Genomic DNA, 23,988 nt, shown 5'->3' on the forward strand with positions numbered 1-23,988 from the left:
AAGGTAAATATAAAAGATTGTTTTTGCAAGCAGAATGTAAATATATTTAGTGTTTTAATTGCAAAATGTCAGTAAAATGTTTCGTTAGCCCTCATGCTGTCATTTACTGGGCGCACTTTTGCGGTTAAATTTCAACCTTATTAAAATTTAGATATTGATGAATTTTGAAGAGTTGCTTAAATCGCTTAAATTTGCAGTAAGAAAATTAGCCTCCCTAAAATGACATTTGAGCAAGATATAAACAATGCGGTAGCCGCTTTAAGAAGGGGCGGTGTGATTCTCTATCCGACAGATACGGTGTGGGGCATCGGGTGCGATGCGACTGATCCGACTGCTGTAAGGCGAGTGTTTGAAATTAAGCGCCGTGCTGATTCCAAGGCATTGATCACGCTTGTGGCTGATGTGGCCGATATCGGACGTTATTCAGCAGTCTCCCCGTCAACGGTCTTGGCCATAATAGGTCGATCGGAAAGACCGACGACCGTAGTCTATCCCGGAGGATGCGGCCTTGCACCTGAGCTCCTCGCAGAAGATGGCAGTGTCGGGATGCGTGTCACCGGAGAACTGGTGTCGGCTTCGATATGCCGGGCATTAGGCAAGCCTCTTGTGTCGACTTCGGCAAATATAAGCGGTCAGCCGGCCACAGGGATCTATTGCGAAATATCAAAAGAAATAATTGATGCGGTGGACTATGTGGTTGAAGCTCGCCGCGATGACTGTTCCCGCTCAATGCCATCGCGGGTAATTAAAATTAATGCTGACGGAAGCGTCATCACGCTTCGCCCATAAAAATATTTTGTTTGTATGAACGAGCGGAAAATGCGTCTGGTCTATATTTTCGCTGACTATATCTCCACGCTTGTGGGAGTGATGGTCTTCACGTTCGTGCGCTTTATGCTTGTCTCCGACATAAGGGCTTGTTATGCCGAGATGTCGGCTTTTTTCGGTTCATACGGACTCAAGCTTACCATGTCGCTGTTCCCGCTGTTCATGCTTGGGCTTTATTATCTGTCGGGATTTTATGTCAACGTTACAAACAAGTCGCGTGTCAAGGAATTTCTTTCGACTGGAATGAGTGTGGCCATAGGCGCGTTTATCTTTTTTATGGTCGTACTGCTCAACGATGTGCTGCCGCGACGGGTGATGAACTATGAGATTCTGCTTGTGTTTTTCGTCTGCCTGTTTGTCCCCGTCTATATCACACGTCTGGTGCTGACATCATTATGGATTTCGCGTTGGCGAGGCTCTAAGCTTGAAAATGTAGTGGTCATATCAGGCAGTGACACATGTCCTGCCAATATCGCGGATATAATTGAAAGGAGCAACAAGTGCATAAGGTCGGTGATAAGCGTTGACGGGCAAAATTCCGATCTACAAGCCGGACTGTCTGTCCGCAGGCTCGTCACTGAACTGCGCGACACCGGAGCTACGGCTTTCGTCGTGGCGCTTCCTTCTGATGATCCGGGGCTCAGTCTGCGTGTGCTCGGATGTCTCTATCCGCTTGACCGCGCCATCTATGTGAGTCCTGACGATTATATGCTCCTTGTCTCCAAAGTGCCATACGACAATCTTCTATCAGAGCCTTTGGTTGATATATCGCGTTCGTCTCTCTCAGATTCCATCGTGTCGATGAAGCGGGCGAGCGATGTTGCCGGAGCGCTGGTCGGTCTGCTGTTGGCAGCACCGGTGATTGGAGTGCTCGCGTTGGCTATAAAATTTAAATCTCCCGGTCCGGTATTCTATTCGCAGGAACGGATTGGCTATCACAGAAAGCCGTTTAAAATATATAAATTACGGACAATGACGGTCAATGCCGAAAGCAGCGGCCCGGCGCTTTCGAGCGACAATGACCCGCGAGTGACAAACGTAGGACGGTTCATGCGCAAATATCGTCTTGACGAGCTTCCAAACCTGTGGAATGTTCTGCGTGGCGACATGTCGCTTGTCGGACCGCGTCCTGAACGGGAGTATTTTCTCGGTCAGCTTCGACTTCGTGCGCCACACTGTGCGCTCCTCCATCAAGTCAGACCGGGGCTGACATCGCTCGGCATGGTGAAATTTGGCTATGCGTCGACAGTCGATGACATGTTGGCGCGTATGAAATACGATTTGCTTTACATTCAAAACATATCGGTCTCGCTTGACCTCAAGGTGATTTTCTATACCGTCCGGACCATTTTTCGCGGTGAGGGCAAGTAGGGCGCGATTAACTCATTGATATGCTTATGACAAAAGTGATTGGTAACATAGGAAATAATCTGCATGATGCTTTCATGGCGCTGCTCGTTTGGCGCGAGCGTCATATAAAAGAGAAGACATTCGTTATAATTCTTGCTCTTCTGGTCGGAATCGTCGCCGGAATTGCGGCGCTTGTGCTGAAAACCCTTATCCATCTCATCAGCACAACGCTGACCGCGCGCATCAATATCGATGAAGGGAGTTTTCTCTATCTCATATATCCGTTGATAGGTATTCTCCTGACGATGCTGTATGTGAAATACATCGTCCGCGACAATATCTCGCATGGTGTCACGCGTGTGCTTTACGCGATTTCCCAAAACAAGTCGCGTCTGAAGAAGCATAACATGTACACTTCCGTCATAGCCAGTTCCATCACCATCGGTTTTGGTGGATCGGTCGGAGCGGAAGGCCCGATAGTCTACACCGGTGCGGCCATCGGGTCTAATCTTGGACGTGTGTTCCGCATGTCGCCGCGAATACTGATGATTCTTGTCGGATGCGGGGCTGCTGCAGGTATTGCAGGCATATTCAAAGCCCCGATTGCCGGAATGCTCTTCACTCTTGAGGTGCTGATGCTCGACCTGACTACTGTTTCTGTCATGCCATTGCTTATAGCATCGATTACAGCTGCGACTGTGGCATATGTGTTCACGGGCTATGACGTTGAGTTTTTCTTTGTGCAGAGCGAGCCGTTTGTGACAGCCAGAATCCCGTTTGTGATTCTTCTTGGTCTGTTTCTTGGCTTTGTGTCGCTTTATTTCACCCGTTCGATGAACATGATGGAGGGTGTGTTCCGTCGTCTTGGCAAGCCTTGGAAAAAAGTAATTGTAGGTGGCTCGATTGTGGCTCTCCTTGTATTCCTTTTCCCGCCTCTCTATGGGGAAGGCTATACTTCGATTATCGACCTTCTGAGCGGCAATCCTGAGTCAATTGTCAACAGTTCGATTTTCTATAAGGACAGAGAGTCGGTGTGGTGGATTCTCGGATTCATAGCCGCATTGGTGTTGCTGAAATCATTTGCTACGGCATCGACCAACGGTGGCGGTGGCTGTGGCGGCACATTCGCTCCATCGCTCTATGTCGGGTGTATGGCCGGATTTTTCTTTGCCTATTTTATCAATACAGTTTTTGACCTTGATCTTTCGACCAAGAATTTCGCACTTATGGGCATGGCCGGAGTGATGTCGGGTGTGATGCACGCGCCATTGATGGGAATCTTCCTCACGGCTGAACTGACCGGCGGATACGATCTCTTCCTGCCGTTGCTGATTGTCTCGGCCATTTCATATGGCACGATAAAATTCTTCGAGCCTTACAGTATTTATACCATGCGTCTCGCCCATGAGGGAAAACTTATTACCCATCACAAAGATAAGGCAGTGTTGACGCTGTTGAAAATCAACAACGTCATAGAGACCGACTTTGTATCGGTGCAGCCTGAAATGAATCTTAAGGAGATGGTCAATGCCATATCCCGTTCGTCGCGCAATCTGTTTCCTGTGGTTGATGCCGGAGGAAGTCTGCTTGGGGTGGTGCTTCTCGACGAGATACGAAATATAATGTTCCGGCCGGACTTGTATAAGCGTATGTATGTCAATCAGTTCATGTCACTGCCGCCGGCGGTCATAGATGTCAGCCAGAGCATGGAAAGCGTGATGAATGCTTTTGACGATACGGGCGCGTGGAATCTGCCTGTGGTTGAAAACGGGAAATATGTCGGTTTCGTTTCGAAATCGAAGATCTTTAATTCCTATCGTCGCGTCCTGCGTCACTATTCTGAGGATTAGAGGCACAGAATAGTTGCCGGAGGGACACTATCTCAGCTCCCACAGATTTCAAGGCTTAATTTTGTTTCCAGCAACAAAATTAAGCCTTGAGTTATGAAAAAAGATCATCGTTATTCAGTGATTCGGTATCGAAATCGAATTTGACTGTCCGAACTGTCGGGCGGTTAAACGTAGCTTATGGCTGTCGCGCGGCCTGCCACGAAACGGTATAAACCCCTTGTGTCTGCGTGATAGTCGCTTGATGTATATCGGCACCCTGCATTGGCATTCAATCAGATGATAATGGTCTTCCCTGTGGTTCGCTCTTTTATTATCCCGTGGCGGAAGGCATAGAGCAGTTCTGTCAGCTCGTCTATCTGACTCTGAAGTATTTTGCCCTTGTCGGTATCGCGCACACGGATGCGCTGCGTAGTCTGCTCGACCATTTTGGTCGAGCGCACGATGTCTGTTCCGCTTCTGATGGCTTCTTCTTCAGATATAAATGGTTCGTGCTCGACAAGCTCAAAGTTGCTGCTGTGGTAAATCAGCGTGTATCCGGCTATGCCCGTTGTCTTGTGATAGGCTTTTGCAAAACCACCGTCGATTACCATAAGTTTGCCGTTGGCGCGTATCGGACTTTCTCCTTTCTGGGTTCTGACGGGGACATGGCCGTTGATAATGTGGCGCTGCGAGCCGTCCACTCCGAATTCGTCAAGAATCATGTCGCATATTTCCTCGTTCTGGCGCAGGGTGTAGTAGTAACCTTTCTCTTCCTTGTGAGCTTCAGGGTCTTTTATGAAATACCGTTCGAAAGTTGTCATCTTGCTCTTGTCGAACAATGGAGAGTCCGGGCCACACCACAGATACCAGTAGTAATCGCGTGCATAAGCCTTTTCTTCGGGAGGAGTGTCATCATTAAAGGCTGAACGCAGCAACATGCCGATTCTGTGGAAGAGTTCACGCCCGCGATATTTCTCTCCATATACTATCACGTCTTTGAGCGAGCCGTCGGCATTGAGAGGCATTGAAGCATGGAAAAGCAGATTGGAGTTGTAGATTCCATACATGCAGCCGTGGCTGAAAAGAAGCGCGATATGGTGCTTTAGTCCGGTGCTTACCGAGAATGAATGGCGTAGTTTTGCCATTAGCTCTTTTTCCTCTTCGGTGAGTTCATAGGGATTGGCCGGATCTATGGTGGGGAAGTTGGTGTCGCAGATGTCGTATGTCTTGCCGTCGATTTCGACAGTTCCTTTGGCATAGTCGATTTTGTGGAGCAGATTTCGGCCGGTCATTTCCCATTCGGTATGTTTGAGCGTCATTGCGCCTTCAAGTTTGAACTGGATGATTGCAATGGCCTTGTGCATCTGAGCCATCAGGCGGAGTGTCTTTTCAGGATGCTCGTTGTTCTCCTTGTCGACTCGGGGTGCGAATTCCGTGCAGGGGTCGTCGGCGTATGTTTCCATTGCCATTGTCGCCAGAGGTAAGAGGTTGATGCCATAGCCGTCCTCAAGGGTGGTGAGATTGCGTAGCGTAGCGACACACGCACGACGTTGGCTATGCAGCATTCGTTGCCTGCGGCTGCACCCATCCAGAGCATGTCGTGATTGCCCCACTGGATGTCCCAGTTGCCGTAGTGACACAGAGTGTCCATTATAAGATGTGCGCCCGGCCCTCGGTCATAGACATCGCCGAGTATGTGCAGCTGGTCGATGCTGAGTTTCTGGATGACCTTGCACATGGCGACGATAAAGGCATCGGCCTGTCCGGTGGAAATGATTGTCTCGATAATGCGGTTGAAATAGTCCTGCTTGTCATATTCGCCGCGTTCCTCGTGGAGGAGTTCCTCGATTATATATGCAAATTCTTTCGGGAGGGCTTTGCGGACTTTTGAGCGTGTGTATTTCGACGATACGCTTTGGCAGACCTTTATTAGCTGATGCAGAGTGATGTTATAGAAATCCTCCATGTTGTCCTCTGTCGAGCGGACTATCTGCATTTTTTCTTCCGGATAATATATGAGCGAGCAGAGCTGGCGGATTTCGTTTTCACGCATCGACGTGCCGTAGATATCGGTTACCTTACGTTTGATATTGCCGGAGGCGTTTTTTAATATGTGGCGGAATGCCTCATGCTCGCCGTGGAGGTCGGCGACGAAATGCTCAGTGCCTTTAGGCAGGTTGAGTATGGCTTCAAGATTGATGATTTCAGTGCTTGCCGAACTGATGTCGGGGTAAGTCTGGGCAAGCAGCTCAAGGATTCGGCGGTCGTTTTCTGCTTGTTGGGTTGTGACCTTTGTGTCGATAGGAGACATGGCGGTTAGATTATCGTTGATTTAACAAGGACATTGTTGTTTGGTCCCTCGATTTTGTCTTTGGAAGCAAATTTACAAAGAATTCCTATATTTGCGTCGAAAAGTATAAATAAAATTCAAATGACAGTCGGCTATGTGCAAATAGAGCTAATTTTCACAAGTTTTAAGTGGCTAAATTTGGGCGTGAATGTTAAAATTATTAATTTTACCACCGATTTGTGAAACATTTAGCTTCTCTACCTTAAACCATTGAAACTTATTAAACTACGCTTATATGGTAAATTTTTCACTTGAAGGCAAGGTCGCTCTTGTGACCGGTGCCGCTTATGGAATCGGACTCGCCATCGCTCAGGCATACGCTGAGGCCGGTGCAAAAATCGTGTTTAACTGCTCTCGTCAGGAAACGGTCGACCGCGGTCTCAAGGCATACAAGGAACTTGGCATAGAGGCCAAAGGTTATCTATGTGATGTCACTGATGAAGAGGCTGTAAAGGCTATGGTGGCTGATATCGAAGCGACTGTCGGAACAATTGATATCCTTGTCAATAATGCAGGTATCATCAAGCGCATCCCTATGGAACAGATGAGTGTGGAAGATTTCCGTCGCGTAGTCGATGTCGATCTCATCGCTCCTTATATCTGTGCCAAGGCTGTAATCCCCGGGATGATTAAGAAAGGTCACGGAAAAATCATCAATATCTGTTCTATGATGAGTGAGCTGGGGCGTGAGACTGTCAGCGCTTATGCTGCAGCAAAAGGCGGCTTGAAGATGCTCACACGCAACATTTGCTCGGAATACGGCGAACACAATATCCAGTGTAACGGTATCGGCCCGGGTTACATCGCAACAGAGCAGACCGCGCCCCTCCGCGAGCGTCAGGCTGACGGTAGCCGTCATCCTTTCGATCAGTTCATAATTTCCAAGACTCCTGCCGCACGCTGGGGCACCCCCGAGGATCTTATGGGGCCGGCTGTCTTCCTCGCATCTGATGCGTCGGATTTTGTCAATGGCCATGTCCTCTACGTGGACGGCGGTATCCTTGCATACATCGGAAAGCAGCCTAAATAACAAAAGCTGATGTTTCTGGCTCGGGTTTTGGAATGCCGGCTATATCATACATATGTCTATACGCATTGAATGTCCGGTGTCTGTCAATCCTGACTTTGAAACAAAGGGTCTATTCTACTCTATTAAACCATAAAAATTGGAACAGGTTTTTTCTTATATCATAGGACTGGGCGCGGCAGTGATGATGCCAATCATCTTTACCGTGCTCGGCCTTTGCATTGACCTCAGCTTCGGCAACTCGCTGAAATCCGGTTTGAAGGTAGGTGTCGGTTTCATCGGACTTTCGATAGTGACAGCCCTTCTTACTTCTGCTCTTGGCCCTGCGCTCGACGAGGTTGTTAAGATTTATGACCTTCAGCTCAAGGTGTTCGACATGGGATGGCCGGCTGCCGCTGCCGTCGCATATAATACCGCTGTCGGTGCATTTATCATCCCTGTTTGTCTTGGCGTGAACCTTCTGATGCTTCTCACAAAGACAACACGTACCGTCAATATCGACCTTTGGAACTACTGGCACTTTGCTTTTATCGGTGCTGTGATTTACTTTGCGAGCGAATCACTCGCATGGGGATTTTTCGGAGCAATCATCTGCTACATAATCACCTTGATTATAGCCGATATGACAGCCAAAAAATTTCAGGGCTTCTATAAGGATATGGACGGAATTTCGATTCCACAGCCTTTCTGTGGCGGTTTTGTGCCTTTCGCATGGGCTATCAACAAAGGTCTCGACATGATTCCCGGCATTGAGAAGCTTGAAATTGATGCTGAGGGAATGAAGAAGAAATTCGGACTCCTTGGCGAGCCTCTTTTCCTCGGTGTTGTGGTAGGTTTCGGCATCGGTTGCCTTACCTGCAACTCAGGTTCAGAGATTGTCGACAAAATTCCTTATATCCTCGGTCTCGGTATCAAAATGGGTGCCGTCATGGAGCTTATCCCCCGTGTAACAGTGTTGTTCATCGAAGGTCTTAAGCCTATCAGCGACGCTACACGCAGTCTGATTGCCCGTAAATTCAAGGGGGCTGACGGTCTGAATATCGGCATGAGCCCTGCGCTTGTGATCGGCCATCCGACCACTCTCGTGGTTTCGCTTCTGCTCATTCCCGTGACGCTTCTCCTTGCCGTCATTCTTCCGGGCAACCAGTTCCTGCCGCTCGCTTCGCTTGCCGGTATGTTCTATGTATTCCCTCTCGTGTTGCCTTTCACGAAGGGCAACGTGGTCAAGACTTTTATTATCGGTCTTGTGGTAATAGTGATGGGACTTTATATGGTGACAAATCTTGCCGGAGCGTTCACGCTTGCTGCCAAGGACGTCTACGCAGCTACAGGCGACGCTGCGGTTTCAATCCCGGCTGGTTTTCAGGGTGGCAGCCTTGATTTCGCATCAAGCCCTCTCGCATGGATTATCTATCAGTGCACTGAAAATCTTAAATGGATCGGGTCAGGTCTTCTTGTTATTGCGACAATGGGACTTATGATATGGAACCGTATTCTTATTGTACGCAACCAGAAAGCGATGGTTGCCAAGAACTCAGATGAAATTCAGAAAACAGAATAAATAGACTTATGAAGAAAATATTAACGGCTATCGCACTTATGAGCATTTCACTCTCAGGCATGGCACAGACTGAATATTCTGTGCTTCGTGCCTGTCACCCCGATGACGTGAAGCATTATGACACAAAGCAGCTCCGCTCGCGCTTCATGATGCCCAAGGTCATGGAACAGAACAAAATAAATCTTACATATTCCATGTATGACCGCCTTATCTACGGAGGTGTAAGTCCCGTAGGCAAGGAAATCGTTCTTGAAACCATCGATCCGCTCAAGTCAAAATATTTTCTTGAGCGTCGCGAGCTTGGTGTCATCAACACCGGTGGCGACGGCATCGTGACTGTCGACGGCAAAGAATATGAGCTTCATTTCAAAGATGCTCTTTATGTCGGCCGTGGCAAGCAGAATGTGACTTTCCGCAGCAAAGATGACTCAAATCCTGCGAAATTCTATATCAATTCAACTCCTGCCCACAAGGAATACAAGACACAGCTCATCACAATCGACGGACGCAAGGGTTCGATCAAGGCAAACTGCATCAAGGCCGGTTCGCTCGAAGAGTCAAATGACCGTGTGATCAACCAGCTCATTGTGTCAAATGTGCTTGAGGAAGGCCCCTGCCAGCTTCAGATGGGTCTTACCGAACTGAAGCCCGGTAGCGTATGGAACACAATGCCGGCTCACACCCATGACCGCCGTGTAGAGGCTTACTATTATTTCAATGTACCCGAAGGCAATGCTATCTGCCATATCATGGGTGAGCCTCAGGAAAACCGTCTCATCTGGCTTCACAACGAGCAGGCGGTGATGTCGCCCGAATGGTCAGTCCACGCAGCAGCCGGAACATCAAACTATATGTTCATCTGGGGCATGGGAGGCGAGAACCTTGATTATGGCGACATGGACAAGGTAACCTATCTTGAAATGGAATAATGTTTTTTAATCCCAATATAAATCATTAATTATCATGAAAGTCGTAACTTTAGGCGAAATCATGCTTCGCCTTTCTCCCGAAGGAAACCATCGTTTTGTTCAAGTAGATAATTTCGATGTCATCTGGGGTGGCGGTGAGGCCAATGTGGCTGTCAGCTGCGCAAACTATGGCCTTGACGCATACTTTGTGTCTAAGCTTCCCAAGCACGAAATCGGGCAGGCTGCTGTCAATGCGCTCCGTCGCTATGGCGTACACACCGAACACATTGCCCGTGGCGGCGACCGTGTAGGTATCTACTATTGCGAGACCGGTGCTTCAATGCGTCCTTCAAAGGTGATCTACGACCGTGCTAATTCAGCTATTGCTGAGGCCGATCCCGAAGATTTTGATTTCGATGCAATCATGGAAGGTGCCGACTGGTTCCACTGGAGCGGTATCACTCCCGCTATCAGTGACAAGGCTGCTGAGCTTACCCGTCTCGCCTGCGAGGCTGCAAAGCGTCACGGCGTGACTGTTTCTGTGGACCTTAACTTCCGTAAGAAACTCTGGACAAAGGAAAAGGCTCAGTCAATCATGCGTCCTCTTATGCAGTATGTCGATGTCTGCATCGGCAATGAGGAAGACGCTGAACTTTGCCTCGGCTTCAAGCCTGATGCTGACGTTGAAGGTGGCGAAACCAACGCTGAAGGCTACAAGGGCATCTTCAAGGCTATGGCCAAGGAATTTGACTTCAAGTATGTGATTTCTACCCTCCGTGAATCATTCTCTGCTACCCACAACGGCTGGAAGGCTATGATCTACAACGGTGAAGAATTCTATGAGTCAAAGCGCTACGACATCAACCCGATTATCGACCGTGTAGGTGGTGGTGACTCATTCTCAGGTGGTGTTATCTATGGCCTTCTCACCATGCCCACTCAGGGTGAGGCTCTCGAATTTGCAGTTGCTGCTTCTGCTCTTAAGCACACTATCCCCGGTGACTTCAACCTCGTTACTGTTGACGAAGTGAAGGCTCTCGCAGGCGGTAACGCAAACGGCCGTGTACAGCGCTAATCGAATTTATATAATTCACATAAAATTAACCACCCGCAATTCATGGTCAGCATGGTTGCGGGTGGTGCTGTTTTGTTTATACGACTTACGATTTGTTGAGGTGGTCAATCGCTTGGCTGAGGGCTTTGTCAAGATAATAGCCCGATTTTAGTTTTGCATTTATTCTTCTTGCATTGTCGGTGAGCAGCCTATATTCTTTGTCATCAATCTCTTTTAACCTATCGTCGAGTGTTGTCAGTGAATCGATGGTAATGCCTACTTTTTCTTTGTTGATGAATTCTGCGCGTCCTGCTCCGGACCACACGATTACAGGTGAATTACACCGAAGGTAGAGGGAGACTTTATGTGGATTATTATATGCCATGTACTCGCCGATGCGTCCTTCTCCGCTGTCAAGCGATTCGCCATACCATGAGAGACCGAAGTCTCCCATGTGGGATTTTATTATCTGACGGTCAGAGACTATGCCCATATAGTGCAGATTGGGATATTTCGCTATTTCTTCCAATTCCGGGTGCGTCCCGTAGAGATATATGTCGCGGTCGGGCATTATTTCTGCAAGTTTCCTCAGATAAGGATGGGTTTTGAAAGAGACATTCCCGACATAGTACAATGAATAGTTTCGGTCAACAGGTTCATGTGGGGCGCCTGATTCTCCATGAATATAGTCCATGATTTCATAATCAATCATTTTTACCTTGCATCCATGTTCAGAAAGCCATTCGCGCATGCGATGATTATGTGTGAGGAGTACATCGGTGGCATTCAGCCGCATTATTTCCTCGTCGGGCGTGAGTGATTTGTTTCTGAAAGATGACAGGTCGTGAATCAGGCAGATGATTTTTGCTCCGCGTTGGTGGGCTTTCTTACAGATTCTGTCGAATCCAATCTTCATCGGATATTGAAGGACTATGGCATCGTTTCTATGGATTGACATCATGGCTTTTTGCAGTCCGATGAAATTGCGGATACCATGAACGAGATTGTTGTGATAGAAAGACCGTCTGAGCCCTATGTTTTGATAACCTAAGTTTTCCAATGTGATGTCTATATCGCTTTTGGCTATTCCACCTCCATTGTCAAGATGCTTGTAGTTCCGAGATATGAATTTCCGATTTAACATTGCCGTTCATTGTTTTATTGCAAAATAAGATTCCCCTTAGATTTTTTCGGGCGTATGTAATATTCGACAAAATTACAATAAATGTAGGCAAACAGGCTAAATTTTTATGACTAAAATTAATTAATAATAAAATTTTAACATTGTCCGGATACGTTTGAAGTATTGTCGTCAGGGCTTGTCAGGGAGATGTCTTTTTCACATGAAAAAGCAGACCTGTGAAGACTTCTTACGCTATCACAGGTCTGTTTTGATTTGTTTCTATAAGACGTTTTAAATTTGCATGCTGAGAGGAAGGCAGCGATTAAGGTATTCGCGTGTGGTTGACCACGGAATATAGATGTCGCTCCGGCCGGGAATCAGAGGAACAGGAACTTCATTAAGGTCGACTCTTACATAATATTTCCCGCTCTCGGCACGGAAGACAATCATCTGAAGATTTGATGCCATTGGCACTACGTAGAAGTCGCGCCAATGAAGTCCTACGGTGTCGAAATAGTTGGTCATGTAGTAGCAGCCGGGTATGTGTATGAGCGCAAGTAGCGGCATCATTGTTTCCGCATGTCCGAAACGCAGCATCACACTGTATTGGTTCTTTCCGTCTATATAGTCATCAACGGTGCTTATGAGTTCAGCCAAAAGCCGGCTTGCGAGCTCCGGGGCTGCATTGGAGAGGGTGGAGGCTGAGTGGGTGAGATAGTGATGTAGGTTCTCGACACTCCAGAGAGCGTTGATTTCAGCTTTGGTAAAATACTTCTGTAGGTCAAGTTCGATTGACATTGCCGAACATCCGGCGAGCACCTTGTAGATGGCCATACTTACGTCTTTGGCTTCGTCGCCGTCAAACGGGTAGCTTTTCCCAAGTGTGCGTTCAGCCAATGATGGCGGGACTTGCTGGCTGAAATAATCGTCATAGACTTTGTGCCATGCTTCACCGGCCATGTATTCCTTATAGGCTTCATCGTCCTGCCACGGGCGCACGAGCGGTGAGTTCTGGCGTCCTGACGACATATAGATTTCAACTTTGTTGTTGAGTCGTGTAAGCTGATGGGTGAATTCGTCCATTGACATCACACAGCGTGGAACGTATGACGAGATTGCATTGATTTTTGTATTGTCAAACAGCGGTCGGAAAGCCATAAATGCCCGAGAGGCTATGGCACGTTGCTCAGCCATTCCGAGCGAGTCGAGTGCGCCCCATCGTCCGGCTGTGCGTTCGACAACCAGATTGCATATATTGATAAGTTCGCGTCCCATCGGGGTGATGGTGCGCAGACTGTCGGCCTTATGGAGAGAGCGGAGCAGCGATGTCGTGTACTTCGACGATGACAGAAACCTTGCGCCGTGACGGCCGACATGGTTCAGATAGACTGGTTTAAGGGAGTCGGGATAGGCAAGTCCGTCAACAGTGCGTTCAGGGTAGGGAATTGCAGAACCCTGACATTCGATAAATGTATAGTCGGTTGCAGTCGGGTCGAGTGCGTTGGCCGATAGGGCAGAACCGATGGCGAATGCAAGTAAAAAGTGTAGTTTCTTCATTGTGGATGACAATTCTTTTTAGTAGCTTTGCGGAAACGTAAGACCGTAGTAAAATAACACAGAGAAAATGGGTGTAGTTGAAACATATAGGCAATTGATTTCTGAAAACCGATTGCATGAGGCTATCAAGGAGCTTGACCGGCTCATAGAGGCGACGCCTGATGACGATGCGCTGCTCTTTGCCCGAGGAAAAGCTAAATGGCGTGTCGGCGACCATGCCGGCGCTACCGGCGACTATGCCAAAGCTTCGTTGATCAATCCGGAGAGTCCGGCTGTGAAAGCGCTTGAAAACGCCCGTGACATCGCTGACTTCTTTAATCCGGATCTATACAATCCGTAGAGAGATATAGCATAGCCGGTTTGGTGAAGAATCCGGCTATATTTGTTATATCAGTGTGTACACTTGGCCAAGTGTACACACTGATATAACGTTTGCTATTACGGTTTCGTTTAGTGCAAGCCGTTTAATGATTGTCCATTAACCGTCTTTTATTCTTTTTCCGATAGTTCAAGCCAACGGAGCTCCTTTTCATCAAGGATCTCCTTTAGCTCGCTGTATCGGCGCGCTTTGTCTGCTATGTCGGCTATTTCAGCTCCCGAATTAAAGAGCGCTTCAAGAGAATTTTTTTCTTCAGTCAGTTCATAGATCTCTTTTGTGAGCGTTTCCAGTTCCTTTCGTTCTTTAAAAGAGAGTTTTTTGCGGCCTGGCTGTCTCGCGTCGCTGTGGCTGTGACATCTGTGATGCCGAAGCGGTCGTTCTGGCAGCATCCTGTGTCGCTTTTTGCTGTTCTTTGAGATAATTACGGTAGTCAGTATAGTTTCCGGGGAAATCTTTGATGACACCTCCTCCTTCCATGACAAAAAGGTGGTCGACTATAGAATCGAGGAAGAAACGGTCGTGGGAGATGACGATGACACAGCCTTTGAACTCTCTTAGATATTCCTCAAGTATGCCGAGCGTCATGATGTCAAGGTCATTTGTCGGCTCGTCGAGAATAAGGAAATTTGGCTGGGTTATGAGAACGGCTGCGAGATGAAACCTGCGCATCTCTCCGCCGCTTAGAGTCGAGATATACTTCTGTTGGTCAGCCGGAGAGAATAGAAACCGTGTGAGGAACTGCATCGGCGAATAGTGCGTAGTTCCGTTTATGACCACATCTTCAGTGATATCGGTTATGGCATCGATCACTTTTTTGCCTGGAGGAAGCTGAAGTCCGTCCTGCGAATAATATCCGAAACGGACTGTCTCGCCCACGTTCCACTCTCCGCTGTCAGGAGCGACGAGCCCTTGGAGCATCTTGACGAAAGTTGATTTCCCTACGCCGTTGCCACCGATTATGCCGAGTTTTTCGTAGCGGGCGAAGGTGTATGTGAAATCATCGAGAATCACCTTCTCCCCGAAACGTTTGGATATGTTCTCGGCTTCAAAAATTTTAGATCCGATATATGATGATTTTATCTCTGTCGGGTCTATCTGTTTCTCGTCATAGTTGGCTCGTGAACGTTCCTTGAGGTCATAGAACGCATTTATACGGTAGCGGGCTTTCCCTGCGCGTGCCTGAGGCTGTCGTCTCATCCACTCCTGTTCCTTCCGTAGTGTATTTTTTACCTTTGCCAACTCACCTGTAAGGGCTTCGATGCGCTCCGCACGTCGGCGGAGATAAAGATCGAAATTGCCCTCGTAGGTGAAAATCTGCTTCATGTCGATTTCGATAATCTTGTTGCAGACACGGTCAAGGAAATAACGGTCATGCGTGACCATTAGAAGAGTGACACGCATGCGGGTAAGATAGTTTTCCAGCCATTCGACCGACTGGAGGTCAAGATGGTTGGTAGGCTCGTCGAGAATAAGCAGGTCGGGATTTCCAAGCAAAACCTGAGCGAGCGCGACACGCTTTATCTGTCCGCCGGAAAGGTGGTCGACATCTTGTCCCGGATTTTCTATGCCGAGCTGGGAAAGCATCTGGCGTATGCGGTCTTCATGACCCCATTCCTCATGCTCCTCCGGCTTTACTGTGGCAAGAAGATTGTCCATTATCGACATCCCCTTCTCGAATTCCGGCATTTGTGCGAGGAATCCGACACGAAGTCCGTTGCGGAATGTGACATTGCCACTGTCGGGGGCTTCTGCCCCGGACAGAATACGTAGAAGTGTTGATTTTCCTGTGCCGTTCTTGGCTATCAACCCTATTTTGTCACCCTCGTTTACCCCGAAAGTTACCGAGTCGAAGAGCATGCGGTCGCCGTAGCTCTTGGTGAGATTTTCAACTTGCAGATATGGTTTCATTGGTCAAGGCGGTCTTCAGGAGCTTATACGTCCAGACAGGCGTCAAGTGATTCTGTGATTGCTTTACGGTCAAGATTCTGCCCGATAAATACTATTTTAATCATACGGTCTCCATAGTCCGGATCCCAGTCGCGCAATATAGAGGGGTCTTGCTCGGCCATTTCGCGCAGTTCGTCTTCGGGTGCTGTGGCAAACCACATTCCGGCTTCTTTTAATTGTTTCTGACGGCCGGCGCTCTCGAATAGATACGACATGTCGGGGTTGTTGCCGAAATAGCAGATGCCTTTTGAGCGGATGATGCTCTTCGGCCATTTGTTTGCTGCGAGGTAGTCGAATTTGTTGAGATCGAAACCGGGACGGCGGAAATAGACAAACGAGCTTATGCCATACTCTTCGGCTTCTCCTTCACCATGATGATGGTGGTGATGACATCCGCATGTGCATTCAGAGCCATGCTCATGATGGTGTTCATGATGATGTCCGCACTCACATTCGTCGTCGTGGTCGTGATGATGACCGTGTTCATCATGCTCATCTTCATGGTGATGATGTCCGTGGTGCTCGTGGTGATGACGTTCCTCCTCCTCGATTTGCTCGATTGGTTTCTCGATTTCCTTGACCCATGCTGCGGAGGTGGCTACTTCAGTGAAATCAAACAGATGGGTATTGATTATGCTTTCGATGTCAACGTCGGCATAGTTACACTCGATGATCCGTGCCCCCGGATTGATAGTCTTGATGATTGCACGGATTCTGCCTCGCTCTTCGGCTGTGACTTCTGAAATCTTGTTGAGTATGACGATGTTGCAGAATTCAATCTGTTGGATTACGAGGTTCGCGATATCCTCCTCGTCGTGTTTTTCGGCGGTGAGAGCCTCGCCGCAGGAGAATTCATCCTGCATGCGGAGTGCATCGACCACAGTCACGATGCAGTCGAGACGAGGGACACCGTTTTTAAGAAATTCCTCGCCCATGCGCGGTATCGAGCAGATGGTCTGTGCAATGGGTGCGGGTTCACAGATTCCGCTTGCTTCAATGACGATATAGTCGAATTTACCCATCGCGAGTATTTCGTCGATCTGTTTTACAAGATCCATCTTTAATGTGCAGCAGATGCAGCCGTTCTGGAGGGCTACAAGAGAGTCGTCCTTCGAGCCGACTATTCCGCCGCGCTGAATCAGGTCGGCATCAATATTTACTTCGCCGATGTCATTGACGATGACTGCAAATTTGATTCCACGTTCGTTAGTGAGAATATGATTGACAAGTGTTGTTTTTCCGCTTCCGAGATAGCCGGTAAGCAAGAGGATTGGAGTTGATGCTGACATATATGTTTAAAGTAAAACTTTAATATGGTTAAACTGATAGTTGAATTGTGTGCTGTATATATCTGTTTTGCAGTCGCATTTTCAGCGTGGCTTACCACTCGATTCGTACTGCCGTCCCGTCAATGTCGGCATGAATCGGCGGATTGAGCTTTGTCAGCTTGATCGAGCCTGATATGATAGCCGGATAGGCTGCAAGCAAAGCCGAATGGATGCGTCCGACAACATGTTCGAGTAGCCGGGAAGGAATTTCCATCTCTTTGCGTATGATTTCGATGGCTTCCGCGTAATTTAGCGTGTCGGCTACATTGTCCGATTGCATGGCATTTTCAATCGGATAACAGAGGTGGACGGTCAACTCAAACGTGTTGCCGTTGATTCGTTCCTCCTCGAATACACCGTGACGCGCGAAGAGTCGTAGACCGTTGATTTCAATAATGCCTTTCATTTTTTTTGCGGTTTTTAGTTCCATGAAAGATTGCCGGCTCTCTTGAAGAAGCCTTTGATGCGGTAATAGAAGTTATAGATCGGCTCATAGGTCATGAACCACGGAACTGTCACAAACAACGGACGGGAGCCGAGCGCGCGTGATGTCTTTCGCCATGTAAACATCAGGATTATGGCTGTTGTGAGCAGTATGACGCAGGAAGCGATAAGGGGAATCAGTGAGGGGAATCCGACAATTGAAATTGCTATGGTTGATCCAAGCAATGCCCACCAAGCGAGTGAACATGAGCCGAAGAAGCGGCGGGCGGATGTCCTCAGTGATTTTGCTGTGTAATTATAGCGTATCTTTGCATTCCTGTGGGCAATCTGCGGATATGGGTCGTGAACCTCTACAATAGAGGCTGTGGATAGTTCGATGGCTGTATTGGCGGAATTGGACACTTCGTTGATGAACACATCGTCATCGCCATATTTTAGATGTAATGCGCGTGAAAAACCTTTGTTTTTGAAGAAAACGGAGCGGCGGTAGGCGAGATTGTAGCAGTTGCCCCTGTAGGGATGTCCTGCGATGGCCCATGAAAGATATTCAACGGCAGTTCGTACTTGGTCGAAAGCATGGAGGCGTTTCCACGGGTTCGGAGCGCCTTCGGGAATCAGGGATGTGGCGTAGCCGATGACAATCTCCTTGCCTTGGATAAAGTGACGGGTCATGCTTTTGAGCCATGTCTTTGATTCTATGCAGCAGTTGCCGGATGTCAGGATCACTGTCTCATAGCGGGATGCCTTTATTCCAAGTGTGATCGCGAGTTTCTTGCGCGAAAGCGAGCGCGACTGCAGTGGAGTGAATGTCATGTAGAGATTAGGATAGGTCCGATCGAGCTTCGCTATTACATCCTTGGTCGCAGAAACAGCACCGTCGTTGACAACGATGACTTCAAACTGGCTCTTATAGTCCTGCTCGAAAATCTGGTGAATAAGTGGTTCCAGATTTTCAGCATCGTCTTCGGAATAGATTATAATTGATACTGAAGGATAGTCAGATTCGTCAGACGGGAGAGAAGTGCCATCGTCAATGGTGACACGTTTGCTGACAGAAGAAACGTAGTGGCGGAAACCTGTCAGAAGATAGATTGTAGATATTACGATGATTGAGAAGAGTGTTATTATGGCCGGTGTGATTACAATTTCGAACATCGTGAGTGCATATAATGTAAATGTATGGACGTTGGAAAGACGTGATGCTTTCAATGTTAAATTTAGCTGCAAATTTACAAAATCCCTGCAAAAAAGCCTTGTCTGACTGCAAATTTATAGCTAAATGAAACTGATTTGTCATTTCTTACGGAATTCAGTTGACTTTCCTGCCCATGTAGTATGTATTCCATGTATCTTTGGCATAGCCATCTCTCATTACTTTAAATTTTCCGGCGGTAGCACCTGAAATTTTTATTCCGTCGAAGTATGCGTTCCACGTATCTTTGGCATATCCGTCGGAAAGTACATGGAAGCTGCCGGACGAGGCTTCCTTTACTTTCTTCCCCTTGAAATATACGAGCCATGAATCTTTGGCGTAGCCGTCTTTCAGTGTCTTAAAACCGTTTGGGGATGCGCCGGGAACTTTATGCCCGAAGAAATATACATTCCATGCGTCTTTTGCATAACCGTCGCCGATTACACGGAATGAATTGCTTGTCGCCCCTTGAATTTTCTCTCCGCGCCAGTACACGTTCCACGTATCCTTTGCATAATAGCCGTCGAGTACCTTAAAACTTGAAGGTGAAGCATCTTTGACGGGACGGCCATTGAAATATACACCTTTGCTGTCGACAAAATAGGTCTGACGGTGATGTCTGCGATGATTCTTCTCTTTGTCGGCATGGCGCATCCGTTCGTCGTGGCAGTATTCCATTTTGTCGTGGCGGTGTCCACGGTTCTGGGCTGTCAAATCCGCACCGGCTACAAATGAAAGGGAAAGAATAAGAATGAGATGAAGTTTGCGCATAATGTAGGAATTTAAGAGTTCATAGCGTGAATATGAAGTCGGTTGAGAAATTTCTGTGGATACTATACCTATATAGACGCTATGAATTCTTAAAAGTTTAGCGGTACGGACAGAAATGGCATATTTTTTCAGTTGCCCGCGGTGACGACTATCATTTTTGACAGATCGAAATATCTGCGCGCCATTCCGGCAAGTATCTCCGGGGTTAGTCTGCGGGCAAGAGATTCCTGTTGTTCGAAATAGTCTTCCGGCGTGTCGGCATAGATATGGGTCTGTGTGTAATCCATACGGCTGAACGGCGTGTCGAGCGTAGTGGCAAGATTTGAAAGGATGAATTTGGACAGACGTCTGATTTCATCATCGTTGTAAGAGCTTTCATCTTTCATTTTCTCGATTTCGTCGCAGATCAGACGTATCACCTCGTCTTTGGTCGAGCCGTCGGTCTGGGTGCTGACAGTGATGAAACTGCGGTCTGTGTAGCCGAACAGCGATGCCGATATGCCGTATGTCAAACCTTTGTCTTCACGGATGTTGAGCATAAGACGGCTTCCGAAATATCCTCCTAAGGCGATTACGGCCGCACGCAGTGGCACGAAGTCAGAGTCTGTACGGCCTACTGCCGGAATCATAAGCTTTACGGCGCTTTGCTGTGCGTGCTCCACAGGGATGTCCACTCTGCGTGGTTCGCCTGAGGTCGGAGTGGGAAACGACAGTCGGTTGAGCTGCGGCCCTGCATGGCGAGGGATACGGGTAAATATCATGTCGACTGTACGGATCATATCGTCGGTTATGTTACCGGCGAGAAAGATGTGCATGTTTGACGGATCAAGACGTGAGAAATGGAAGTCAGACAGTTCCTTTGGGTAAAGGACTTTACTTCATCGGGAGTCTCGCTTCTGGCAAGAGGGTTATCCTGGCCGTAGGCAAGCGGTCTTATCGTGGCGTCGGCTATGAACGAGACTTTTTTATGTTCGATCTCCAAGCGCGCCGCCTGTCGCTGGAGCAGACGAGAGGTGGCAGCTTCCGGGAAAGCCGGACATATTATCATGTCTGCGATGATGGGCAGGACATCTGCGAATTTGTCGTTGAGTGTCGACAGTATGATAGATGTATAATGGGTCGAAACGGTAGTGTTCACCCATGCACCGTTGTATTCAAATGTATTTGCGATTTCTTCACCGTTCATCCTTGCTGTTCCCTCGACCAGCATCATGGCTGCGCAACCTGCAAGTCCCGGTTTGGGAGATTCGGCTTCTCCGGCCGGAAGGGCTATCGTCAGACGGCTGACATCGATTTCGCTGCCGCTTTCAATATGGACACTGATGCCGTTTGGCAATATATGGGTCGATGCCGGAGAGAGGGTCAAAGGTCCGAAATTGTATACCTTAGGGGCTTCGTTACGGTTCATTGTGGTAATATTCTGTGATTTTGATAAGAGTTTCCTGCCTCTCATGGCTTGAGAATCGAATCAATTTTCTGTTCGATTATTGAATTGAGCACTGATTTGCGGGCTTGGTCGACACTCGGTTCTGGTTTTCCGTCGGTCTTGGAAGTCGTCACCGGCATAACCTTTGGAGTTGCGGCAGTCATGGATGTAGTGTCTTTTTTCACCGATGTGCCTTCAGCTTTCTGCGGATTCTGGCGTTCGATTTTCTTAGGCAATGATGTGACAGGAGTATATGTGATAGACTCTTCGTTAACGATAGTCGTAGTCGTTTCAATAGGTGAATCGGGCGATGTGACGGGTGTCGCCTTGATTATAGCGCCGACAGCAGTCTCAGTATCGTTTTTTATGACAGGGGATGTTGTTGGCGCTGAAATGCGGTCCTCGGATTTTTGTGGCTTCGGATTTTTTTTACCTGAAGTCGCCGCGATGGGTCGTGTTTCAGGCTTGACAGTCGGTGTCGGTTCGGTGTACTTCCCGGAAACCATTGCCCGGTATTTATCGACAGATCCTGCACCTGCATAAGTCCTTACATAGTAGTCCGCAGAGATATCGCTTACGATGACACCTTTTGACGATGAAGAATGTACCATCTTGCCGTCTCCGACATAAATTCCTACATGCGAGACTTTTTTTCTGGAACCTGACGTGGCAAAAAAGATCAGGTCGCCCGGCATGAGCTGATTTTTTTGTAACGGTGAACAATATCCGGCCTGTTCGGCGGAATTGCGTGGCAACTTGATATCAAGCGCGCTTTTGTAGACCTTAAGGACGAACCCCGAACAATCGACACCACGCTTGTCGTCACCACCATATCTATAAGGTGTGCCTATCCAGCTCTTGGCTTCTGTCAGGAGTGCATGTGACTGAGGCGGGAGTGACTTTGGAATCTCGAACGTGCGCGAGTCGCCGCTCCCGCCATGTCTGTAGGAGTGGCGCCCTGTATTCTTTGAACTGCCACATGACACAAGAAGTGACGCAATGGCAGCCACAAACAGCAATATGTACGATTTCTTTGACATCATAGGGCAAAATTAAGGAAAAAAACTGACAATCTTATTTTAACAAAACAACATATATCGGAGCATCGTGGGTAAATATATCTTAAATAGGGCGAAAATGGTCTTAATTTATTTTAAACCCATGACAATGGCATGTAACATTGCATGGTTTTTGCCGTCTAATAAACAAAAAGCATGAAACACGGCGCAATCTCTACGGATGGGATGCCGACATAAAAGAGTGCTTTAATTCATCAAAAAATAATTAACAACAATTTCATAATCATTCACAACTAATGAAATTATCCGGAAAAATCATCATGTTAGCTGCCGGTACGGCTGTCCTCAGTTCGGCAGTAACCGCCGTTGCAATGAAACGGGCTCTTTTTAACGATGGAGAAGTTCAGAGCTACAGTGAGTTGTTCGATCAGGGTGGTGCAACGTCAGGACATCTGACAAAGGTTGCCCAGTTGCCGGCCAATCATTCCGATTTCACGACGGCTGCTGAAAGTACAATCAACGGCGTTGTGTCAATTAAAAGTTATGCAACCCCGCGCGGATATAGCCAGAACAGTGGCAACGGCGGATTCTTCGGCGATCCTTTTTTCGAATATTTCTTCGGAAATCCCGGAGGGAACCGTCGCAGTCAGCCTCGTCAGGAACATCAGCCTCGTCAGCAGCAGCCGTCAGGTCTCGGATCGGGTGTGATCATAAGTGCCGACGGCTATATAGTCACGAACAACCATGTCATTGATGAGGCAGACCGTCTTGAGGTGACATTGAATGACAACCGCACATTTGACGCGACGGTTGTCGGTTCGGATGCGTCAACCGACCTTGCATTGATAAAAATTGAGGCAAAAGACCTTCCTGTCATCCCGATGGGCGACAGCGAGGCTCTTAAAGTCGGCGAATGGGTGCTTGCCGTCGGAAATCCGTTTGGTTTCACATCGACAGTGACTACAGGCATTGTATCGGCTAAAGGTCGCAGTATCGGTTCGCAGAGTCATGGCGGCCGTATGGGTATTGAATCGTATATTCAGACTGATGCTGCCGTCAACCCCGGAAATTCCGGTGGCGCTCTTGTGAATCTTGCAGGTGAGCTTATCGGGATAAACACCGCAATCTATAGCCAGACCGGAAACTATGCCGGATATTCGTTTGCGATTCCTACGACAATTGTTAAGAAGATTGTCAGCGATCTGCGTCAGTTCGGGACAGTACAACGTGCGGTGCTTGGCATCTCGATTATGGATCTCAGCAATGAAATCGCTAAAGAAAACAATATCACCGCTGTCACCAAAGGTGTTTTTGTCGGTGATGTCAGTGACCGCAGCTCTGCAAAAGAAGCCGGTCTGCAGAAAGGCGATGTCATAGTCAAGATTAATGACATCAATACGGATAATGTGGCACAGCTTCAGGAACAGGTTGCAAAACACCGCCCGGGCGATAAGATCAAAGTCACTTATATCCGTGACAACAACACTAAATCGGTTGATGTCACATTGCGAAATCCTCAGGGGAATATGCAGATAACTAAAGCTGGTGACATCACTGACCTTGGATGTGCGTTCAAGAAAGTCGACGAATCTGTGCTTCGTCAGCTTGGTCTTAGCAATGGCGTTCAGGTAGCCGGTCTGTCCGATGGCCGTTTCCGCGATTCGGGTGTCAAGAACGGTTTCATCATCTATTCAATCAATGACAGCCGTGTAAGTTCGCCTGAAGATGTCGAAAAAATTCACAAGGCTATCATGAAGGGTAGCGGTGATGAGAAAGTAATGATTCTCCGAGGTGTCTATCCTACCGGCAAACGCGGTATCTATGCCGTTGATCTCTCTGGAACTGAATAATGTTTAGTGCATTCTCCTCTCTTCCCTCTCTCTTCTGTGTATAAA

Annotated in this window: 18 protein-coding genes and 2 pseudogenes; 9 read left to right on the plus strand and 11 right to left on the minus strand. The window is 47.9% G+C overall.

The genetic code is table 11. The annotated features are described in order from the left end of the window. Nucleotides 1–219 precede the first annotated feature (219 nt). Genes E7747_RS12600 through E7747_RS12610 form a run of 3 tightly spaced genes read left to right on the plus strand, consistent with a single transcriptional unit; the run spans nt 220 to nt 4,028 of the window. Nucleotides 220–789 carry an L-threonylcarbamoyladenylate synthase gene (locus E7747_RS12600; RefSeq protein WP_136416335.1) on the plus strand — a complete coding sequence of 190 codons (570 nt, stop codon included), beginning with the start codon at nt 220–222 and terminating at the stop codon, nt 787–789. A gap of 15 nt (nt 790–804) precedes the next feature. After that, nucleotides 805–2,199 carry a sugar transferase gene (locus tag E7747_RS12605; protein WP_136416337.1) on the plus strand — a complete coding sequence of 465 codons (1,395 nt, stop codon included), beginning with the start codon at nt 805–807 and terminating at the stop codon, nt 2,197–2,199. A 26-nt stretch (nt 2,200–2,225) separates the two neighbouring features. Next, entirely contained in the window at nt 2,226–4,028 is a 1,803-nt protein-coding gene (locus E7747_RS12610) for a chloride channel protein (RefSeq protein WP_123614805.1), read from the plus strand. 272 nt (nt 4,029–4,300) lie between these two features. Here E7747_RS12610 and E7747_RS12615 read toward each other — a convergent pair. Next, nucleotides 4,301–6,318 (minus strand): annotated as a pseudogene (locus E7747_RS12615) (fructose-1,6-bisphosphatase). Between the two features lie 274 nt (nt 6,319–6,592). On the opposite strand from E7747_RS12615, the gene E7747_RS12620 reads away from it, so the two are divergent. The 4 genes from E7747_RS12620 to E7747_RS12635 all read left to right on the plus strand — a co-directional run bounded on the left by E7747_RS12620 (nt 6,593) and on the right by E7747_RS12635 (nt 10,928). Continuing rightward, nucleotides 6,593–7,387 carry a gluconate 5-dehydrogenase gene (locus E7747_RS12620; RefSeq protein WP_136416339.1) on the plus strand — a complete coding sequence of 265 codons (795 nt, stop codon included), beginning with the start codon at nt 6,593–6,595 and terminating at the stop codon, nt 7,385–7,387. A gap of 136 nt (nt 7,388–7,523) precedes the next feature. After that, nucleotides 7,524–8,945, plus strand: a complete 1,422-nt coding sequence (locus E7747_RS12625) for a PTS galactitol transporter subunit IIC (RefSeq protein WP_136416342.1) — start codon at nt 7,524–7,526, stop codon at nt 8,943–8,945. Between the two features lie 8 nt (nt 8,946–8,953). After that, complete coding sequence (kduI, locus tag E7747_RS12630; RefSeq protein WP_136416344.1) at nt 8,954–9,874, plus strand: 5-dehydro-4-deoxy-D-glucuronate isomerase; 921 nt, start codon at nt 8,954–8,956, stop codon at nt 9,872–9,874. A 34-nt stretch (nt 9,875–9,908) separates the two neighbouring features. Then, complete coding sequence (locus E7747_RS12635; RefSeq protein ID WP_370275902.1) at nt 9,909–10,928, plus strand: PfkB family carbohydrate kinase; 1,020 nt, start codon at nt 9,909–9,911, stop codon at nt 10,926–10,928. Between the two features lie 85 nt (nt 10,929–11,013). Here E7747_RS12635 and E7747_RS12640 read toward each other — a convergent pair whose 3' ends face one another. Next, nucleotides 11,014–12,051 (minus strand): galactofuranosyltransferase, encoded by a 1,038-nt coding sequence (locus tag E7747_RS12640; RefSeq protein ID WP_136416346.1) that lies wholly within the window; start codon nt 12,049–12,051, stop codon nt 11,014–11,016. A 270-nt stretch (nt 12,052–12,321) separates the two neighbouring features. After that, a complete protein-coding gene (locus tag E7747_RS12645; protein ID WP_136416348.1) occupies nt 12,322–13,587 on the minus strand; it encodes a histidine-type phosphatase in 1,266 nt (421 codons plus the stop codon). 67 nt (nt 13,588–13,654) lie between these two features. Here E7747_RS12645 and E7747_RS12650 point away from each other — a divergent pair, with 67 nt between their 5' ends. Next, the gene (locus E7747_RS12650) at nt 13,655–13,927 is read left to right on the plus strand and encodes a hypothetical protein (protein WP_136416350.1); all 273 of its coding nucleotides are present in this window, start codon (nt 13,655–13,657) and stop codon (nt 13,925–13,927) included. 149 nt (nt 13,928–14,076) lie between these two features. Here E7747_RS12650 and E7747_RS12655 read toward each other — a convergent pair. The 8 genes and pseudogenes from E7747_RS12655 to E7747_RS12690 all read right to left on the minus strand — a co-directional run bounded on the left by E7747_RS12655 (nt 14,077) and on the right by E7747_RS12690 (nt 22,117). Next, a pseudogene (locus E7747_RS12655) lies at nt 14,077–15,874 on the minus strand (ABC-F family ATP-binding cassette domain-containing protein). A 23-nt stretch (nt 15,875–15,897) separates the two neighbouring features. Then, on the minus strand, nt 15,898–17,202 hold the full coding sequence (locus tag E7747_RS12660; protein WP_136416352.1) for a GTP-binding protein: 1,305 nt from the start codon (nt 17,200–17,202) through the stop codon (nt 15,898–15,900). A 91-nt stretch (nt 17,203–17,293) separates the two neighbouring features. After that, nucleotides 17,294–17,647 (minus strand): dihydroneopterin aldolase, encoded by a 354-nt coding sequence (folB, locus tag E7747_RS12665; protein ID WP_123614806.1) that lies wholly within the window; start codon nt 17,645–17,647, stop codon nt 17,294–17,296. 14 nt (nt 17,648–17,661) lie between these two features. After that, entirely contained in the window at nt 17,662–18,840 is a 1,179-nt protein-coding gene (locus E7747_RS12670) for a glycosyltransferase (protein ID WP_136416354.1), read from the minus strand. Nucleotides 18,841–18,994: 154 nt separating this feature from the next. Then, nucleotides 18,995–19,648: a DKNYY domain-containing protein gene (locus tag E7747_RS12675; protein ID WP_136416356.1), complete on the minus strand. Its 654-nt coding sequence runs from the start codon at nt 19,646–19,648 to the stop codon at nt 18,995–18,997. Between the two features lie 128 nt (nt 19,649–19,776). Continuing rightward, on the minus strand, nt 19,777–20,463 hold the full coding sequence (locus tag E7747_RS12680) for a M16 family metallopeptidase (protein WP_136416358.1): 687 nt from the start codon (nt 20,461–20,463) through the stop codon (nt 19,777–19,779). Beyond that, nucleotides 20,436–21,056, minus strand: coding sequence for a M16 family metallopeptidase (locus tag E7747_RS12685; protein WP_168185342.1), 621 nt, complete (start codon nt 21,054–21,056; stop codon nt 20,436–20,438). The genes E7747_RS12680 and E7747_RS12685 overlap by 28 nt, the downstream gene beginning before the upstream one ends. A 41-nt stretch (nt 21,057–21,097) precedes the next feature. Further along, on the minus strand, nt 21,098–22,117 hold the full coding sequence (locus tag E7747_RS12690) for a C40 family peptidase (RefSeq protein ID WP_136416362.1): 1,020 nt from the start codon (nt 22,115–22,117) through the stop codon (nt 21,098–21,100). Nucleotides 22,118–22,389: 272 nt separating this feature from the next. Between E7747_RS12690 and E7747_RS12695 the strand changes: the two genes are divergently transcribed. Then, nucleotides 22,390–23,943, plus strand: a complete 1,554-nt coding sequence (locus tag E7747_RS12695) for a Do family serine endopeptidase (RefSeq protein ID WP_136416364.1) — start codon at nt 22,390–22,392, stop codon at nt 23,941–23,943. Nucleotides 23,944–23,988: the final 45 nt, after the last annotated feature.

Origin of the sequence: Duncaniella dubosii, assembly GCF_004803915.1 — a bacterium.
GTDB classification, from domain to species: Bacteria; Bacteroidota; Bacteroidia; order Bacteroidales; family Muribaculaceae; genus Duncaniella; species Duncaniella dubosii.

Bases quoted from the DNA above. Each gene is read 5' to 3' on its own strand.
- E7747_RS12605 (WP_136416337.1), top strand. From the start codon at position 805: ATGAACGAGCGGAAAATGCGTCTGGTCTATATTTTCGCTGACTATATC.
- kduI (WP_136416344.1), top strand. From the start codon at position 8,954: ATGAAGAAAATATTAACGGCTATCGCACTTATGAGCATTTCACTCTCA.
- E7747_RS12610 (WP_123614805.1), top strand. From the start codon at position 2,226: ATGACAAAAGTGATTGGTAACATAGGAAATAATCTGCATGATGCTTTC.
- E7747_RS12620 (WP_136416339.1), top strand. From the start codon at position 6,593: ATGGTAAATTTTTCACTTGAAGGCAAGGTCGCTCTTGTGACCGGTGCC.
- E7747_RS12675 (WP_136416356.1), bottom strand. From the start codon at position 19,648: ATGCGCAAACTTCATCTCATTCTTATTCTTTCCCTTTCATTTGTAGCC.
- E7747_RS12650 (WP_136416350.1), top strand. From the start codon at position 13,655: ATGGGTGTAGTTGAAACATATAGGCAATTGATTTCTGAAAACCGATTG.
- E7747_RS12640 (WP_136416346.1), bottom strand. From the start codon at position 12,051: ATGTTAAATCGGAAATTCATATCTCGGAACTACAAGCATCTTGACAAT.
- E7747_RS12680 (WP_136416358.1), bottom strand. From the start codon at position 20,463: ATGCACATCTTTCTCGCCGGTAACATAACCGACGATATGATCCGTACA.
- E7747_RS12690 (WP_136416362.1), bottom strand. From the start codon at position 22,117: ATGATGTCAAAGAAATCGTACATATTGCTGTTTGTGGCTGCCATTGCG.
- E7747_RS12600 (WP_136416335.1), top strand. From the start codon at position 220: ATGACATTTGAGCAAGATATAAACAATGCGGTAGCCGCTTTAAGAAGG.
- E7747_RS12670 (WP_136416354.1), bottom strand. From the start codon at position 18,840: ATGTTCGAAATTGTAATCACACCGGCCATAATAACACTCTTCTCAATC.
- folB (WP_123614806.1), bottom strand. From the start codon at position 17,647: ATGAAAGGCATTATTGAAATCAACGGTCTACGACTCTTCGCGCGTCAC.
- E7747_RS12685 (WP_168185342.1), bottom strand. From the start codon at position 21,056: ATGAACCGTAACGAAGCCCCTAAGGTATACAATTTCGGACCTTTGACC.
- E7747_RS12695 (WP_136416364.1), top strand. From the start codon at position 22,390: ATGAAATTATCCGGAAAAATCATCATGTTAGCTGCCGGTACGGCTGTC.
- E7747_RS12645 (WP_136416348.1), bottom strand. From the start codon at position 13,587: ATGAAGAAACTACACTTTTTACTTGCATTCGCCATCGGTTCTGCCCTA.
- E7747_RS12635 (WP_370275902.1), top strand. From the start codon at position 9,909: ATGAAAGTCGTAACTTTAGGCGAAATCATGCTTCGCCTTTCTCCCGAA.
- E7747_RS12660 (WP_136416352.1), bottom strand. From the start codon at position 17,202: ATGTCAGCATCAACTCCAATCCTCTTGCTTACCGGCTATCTCGGAAGC.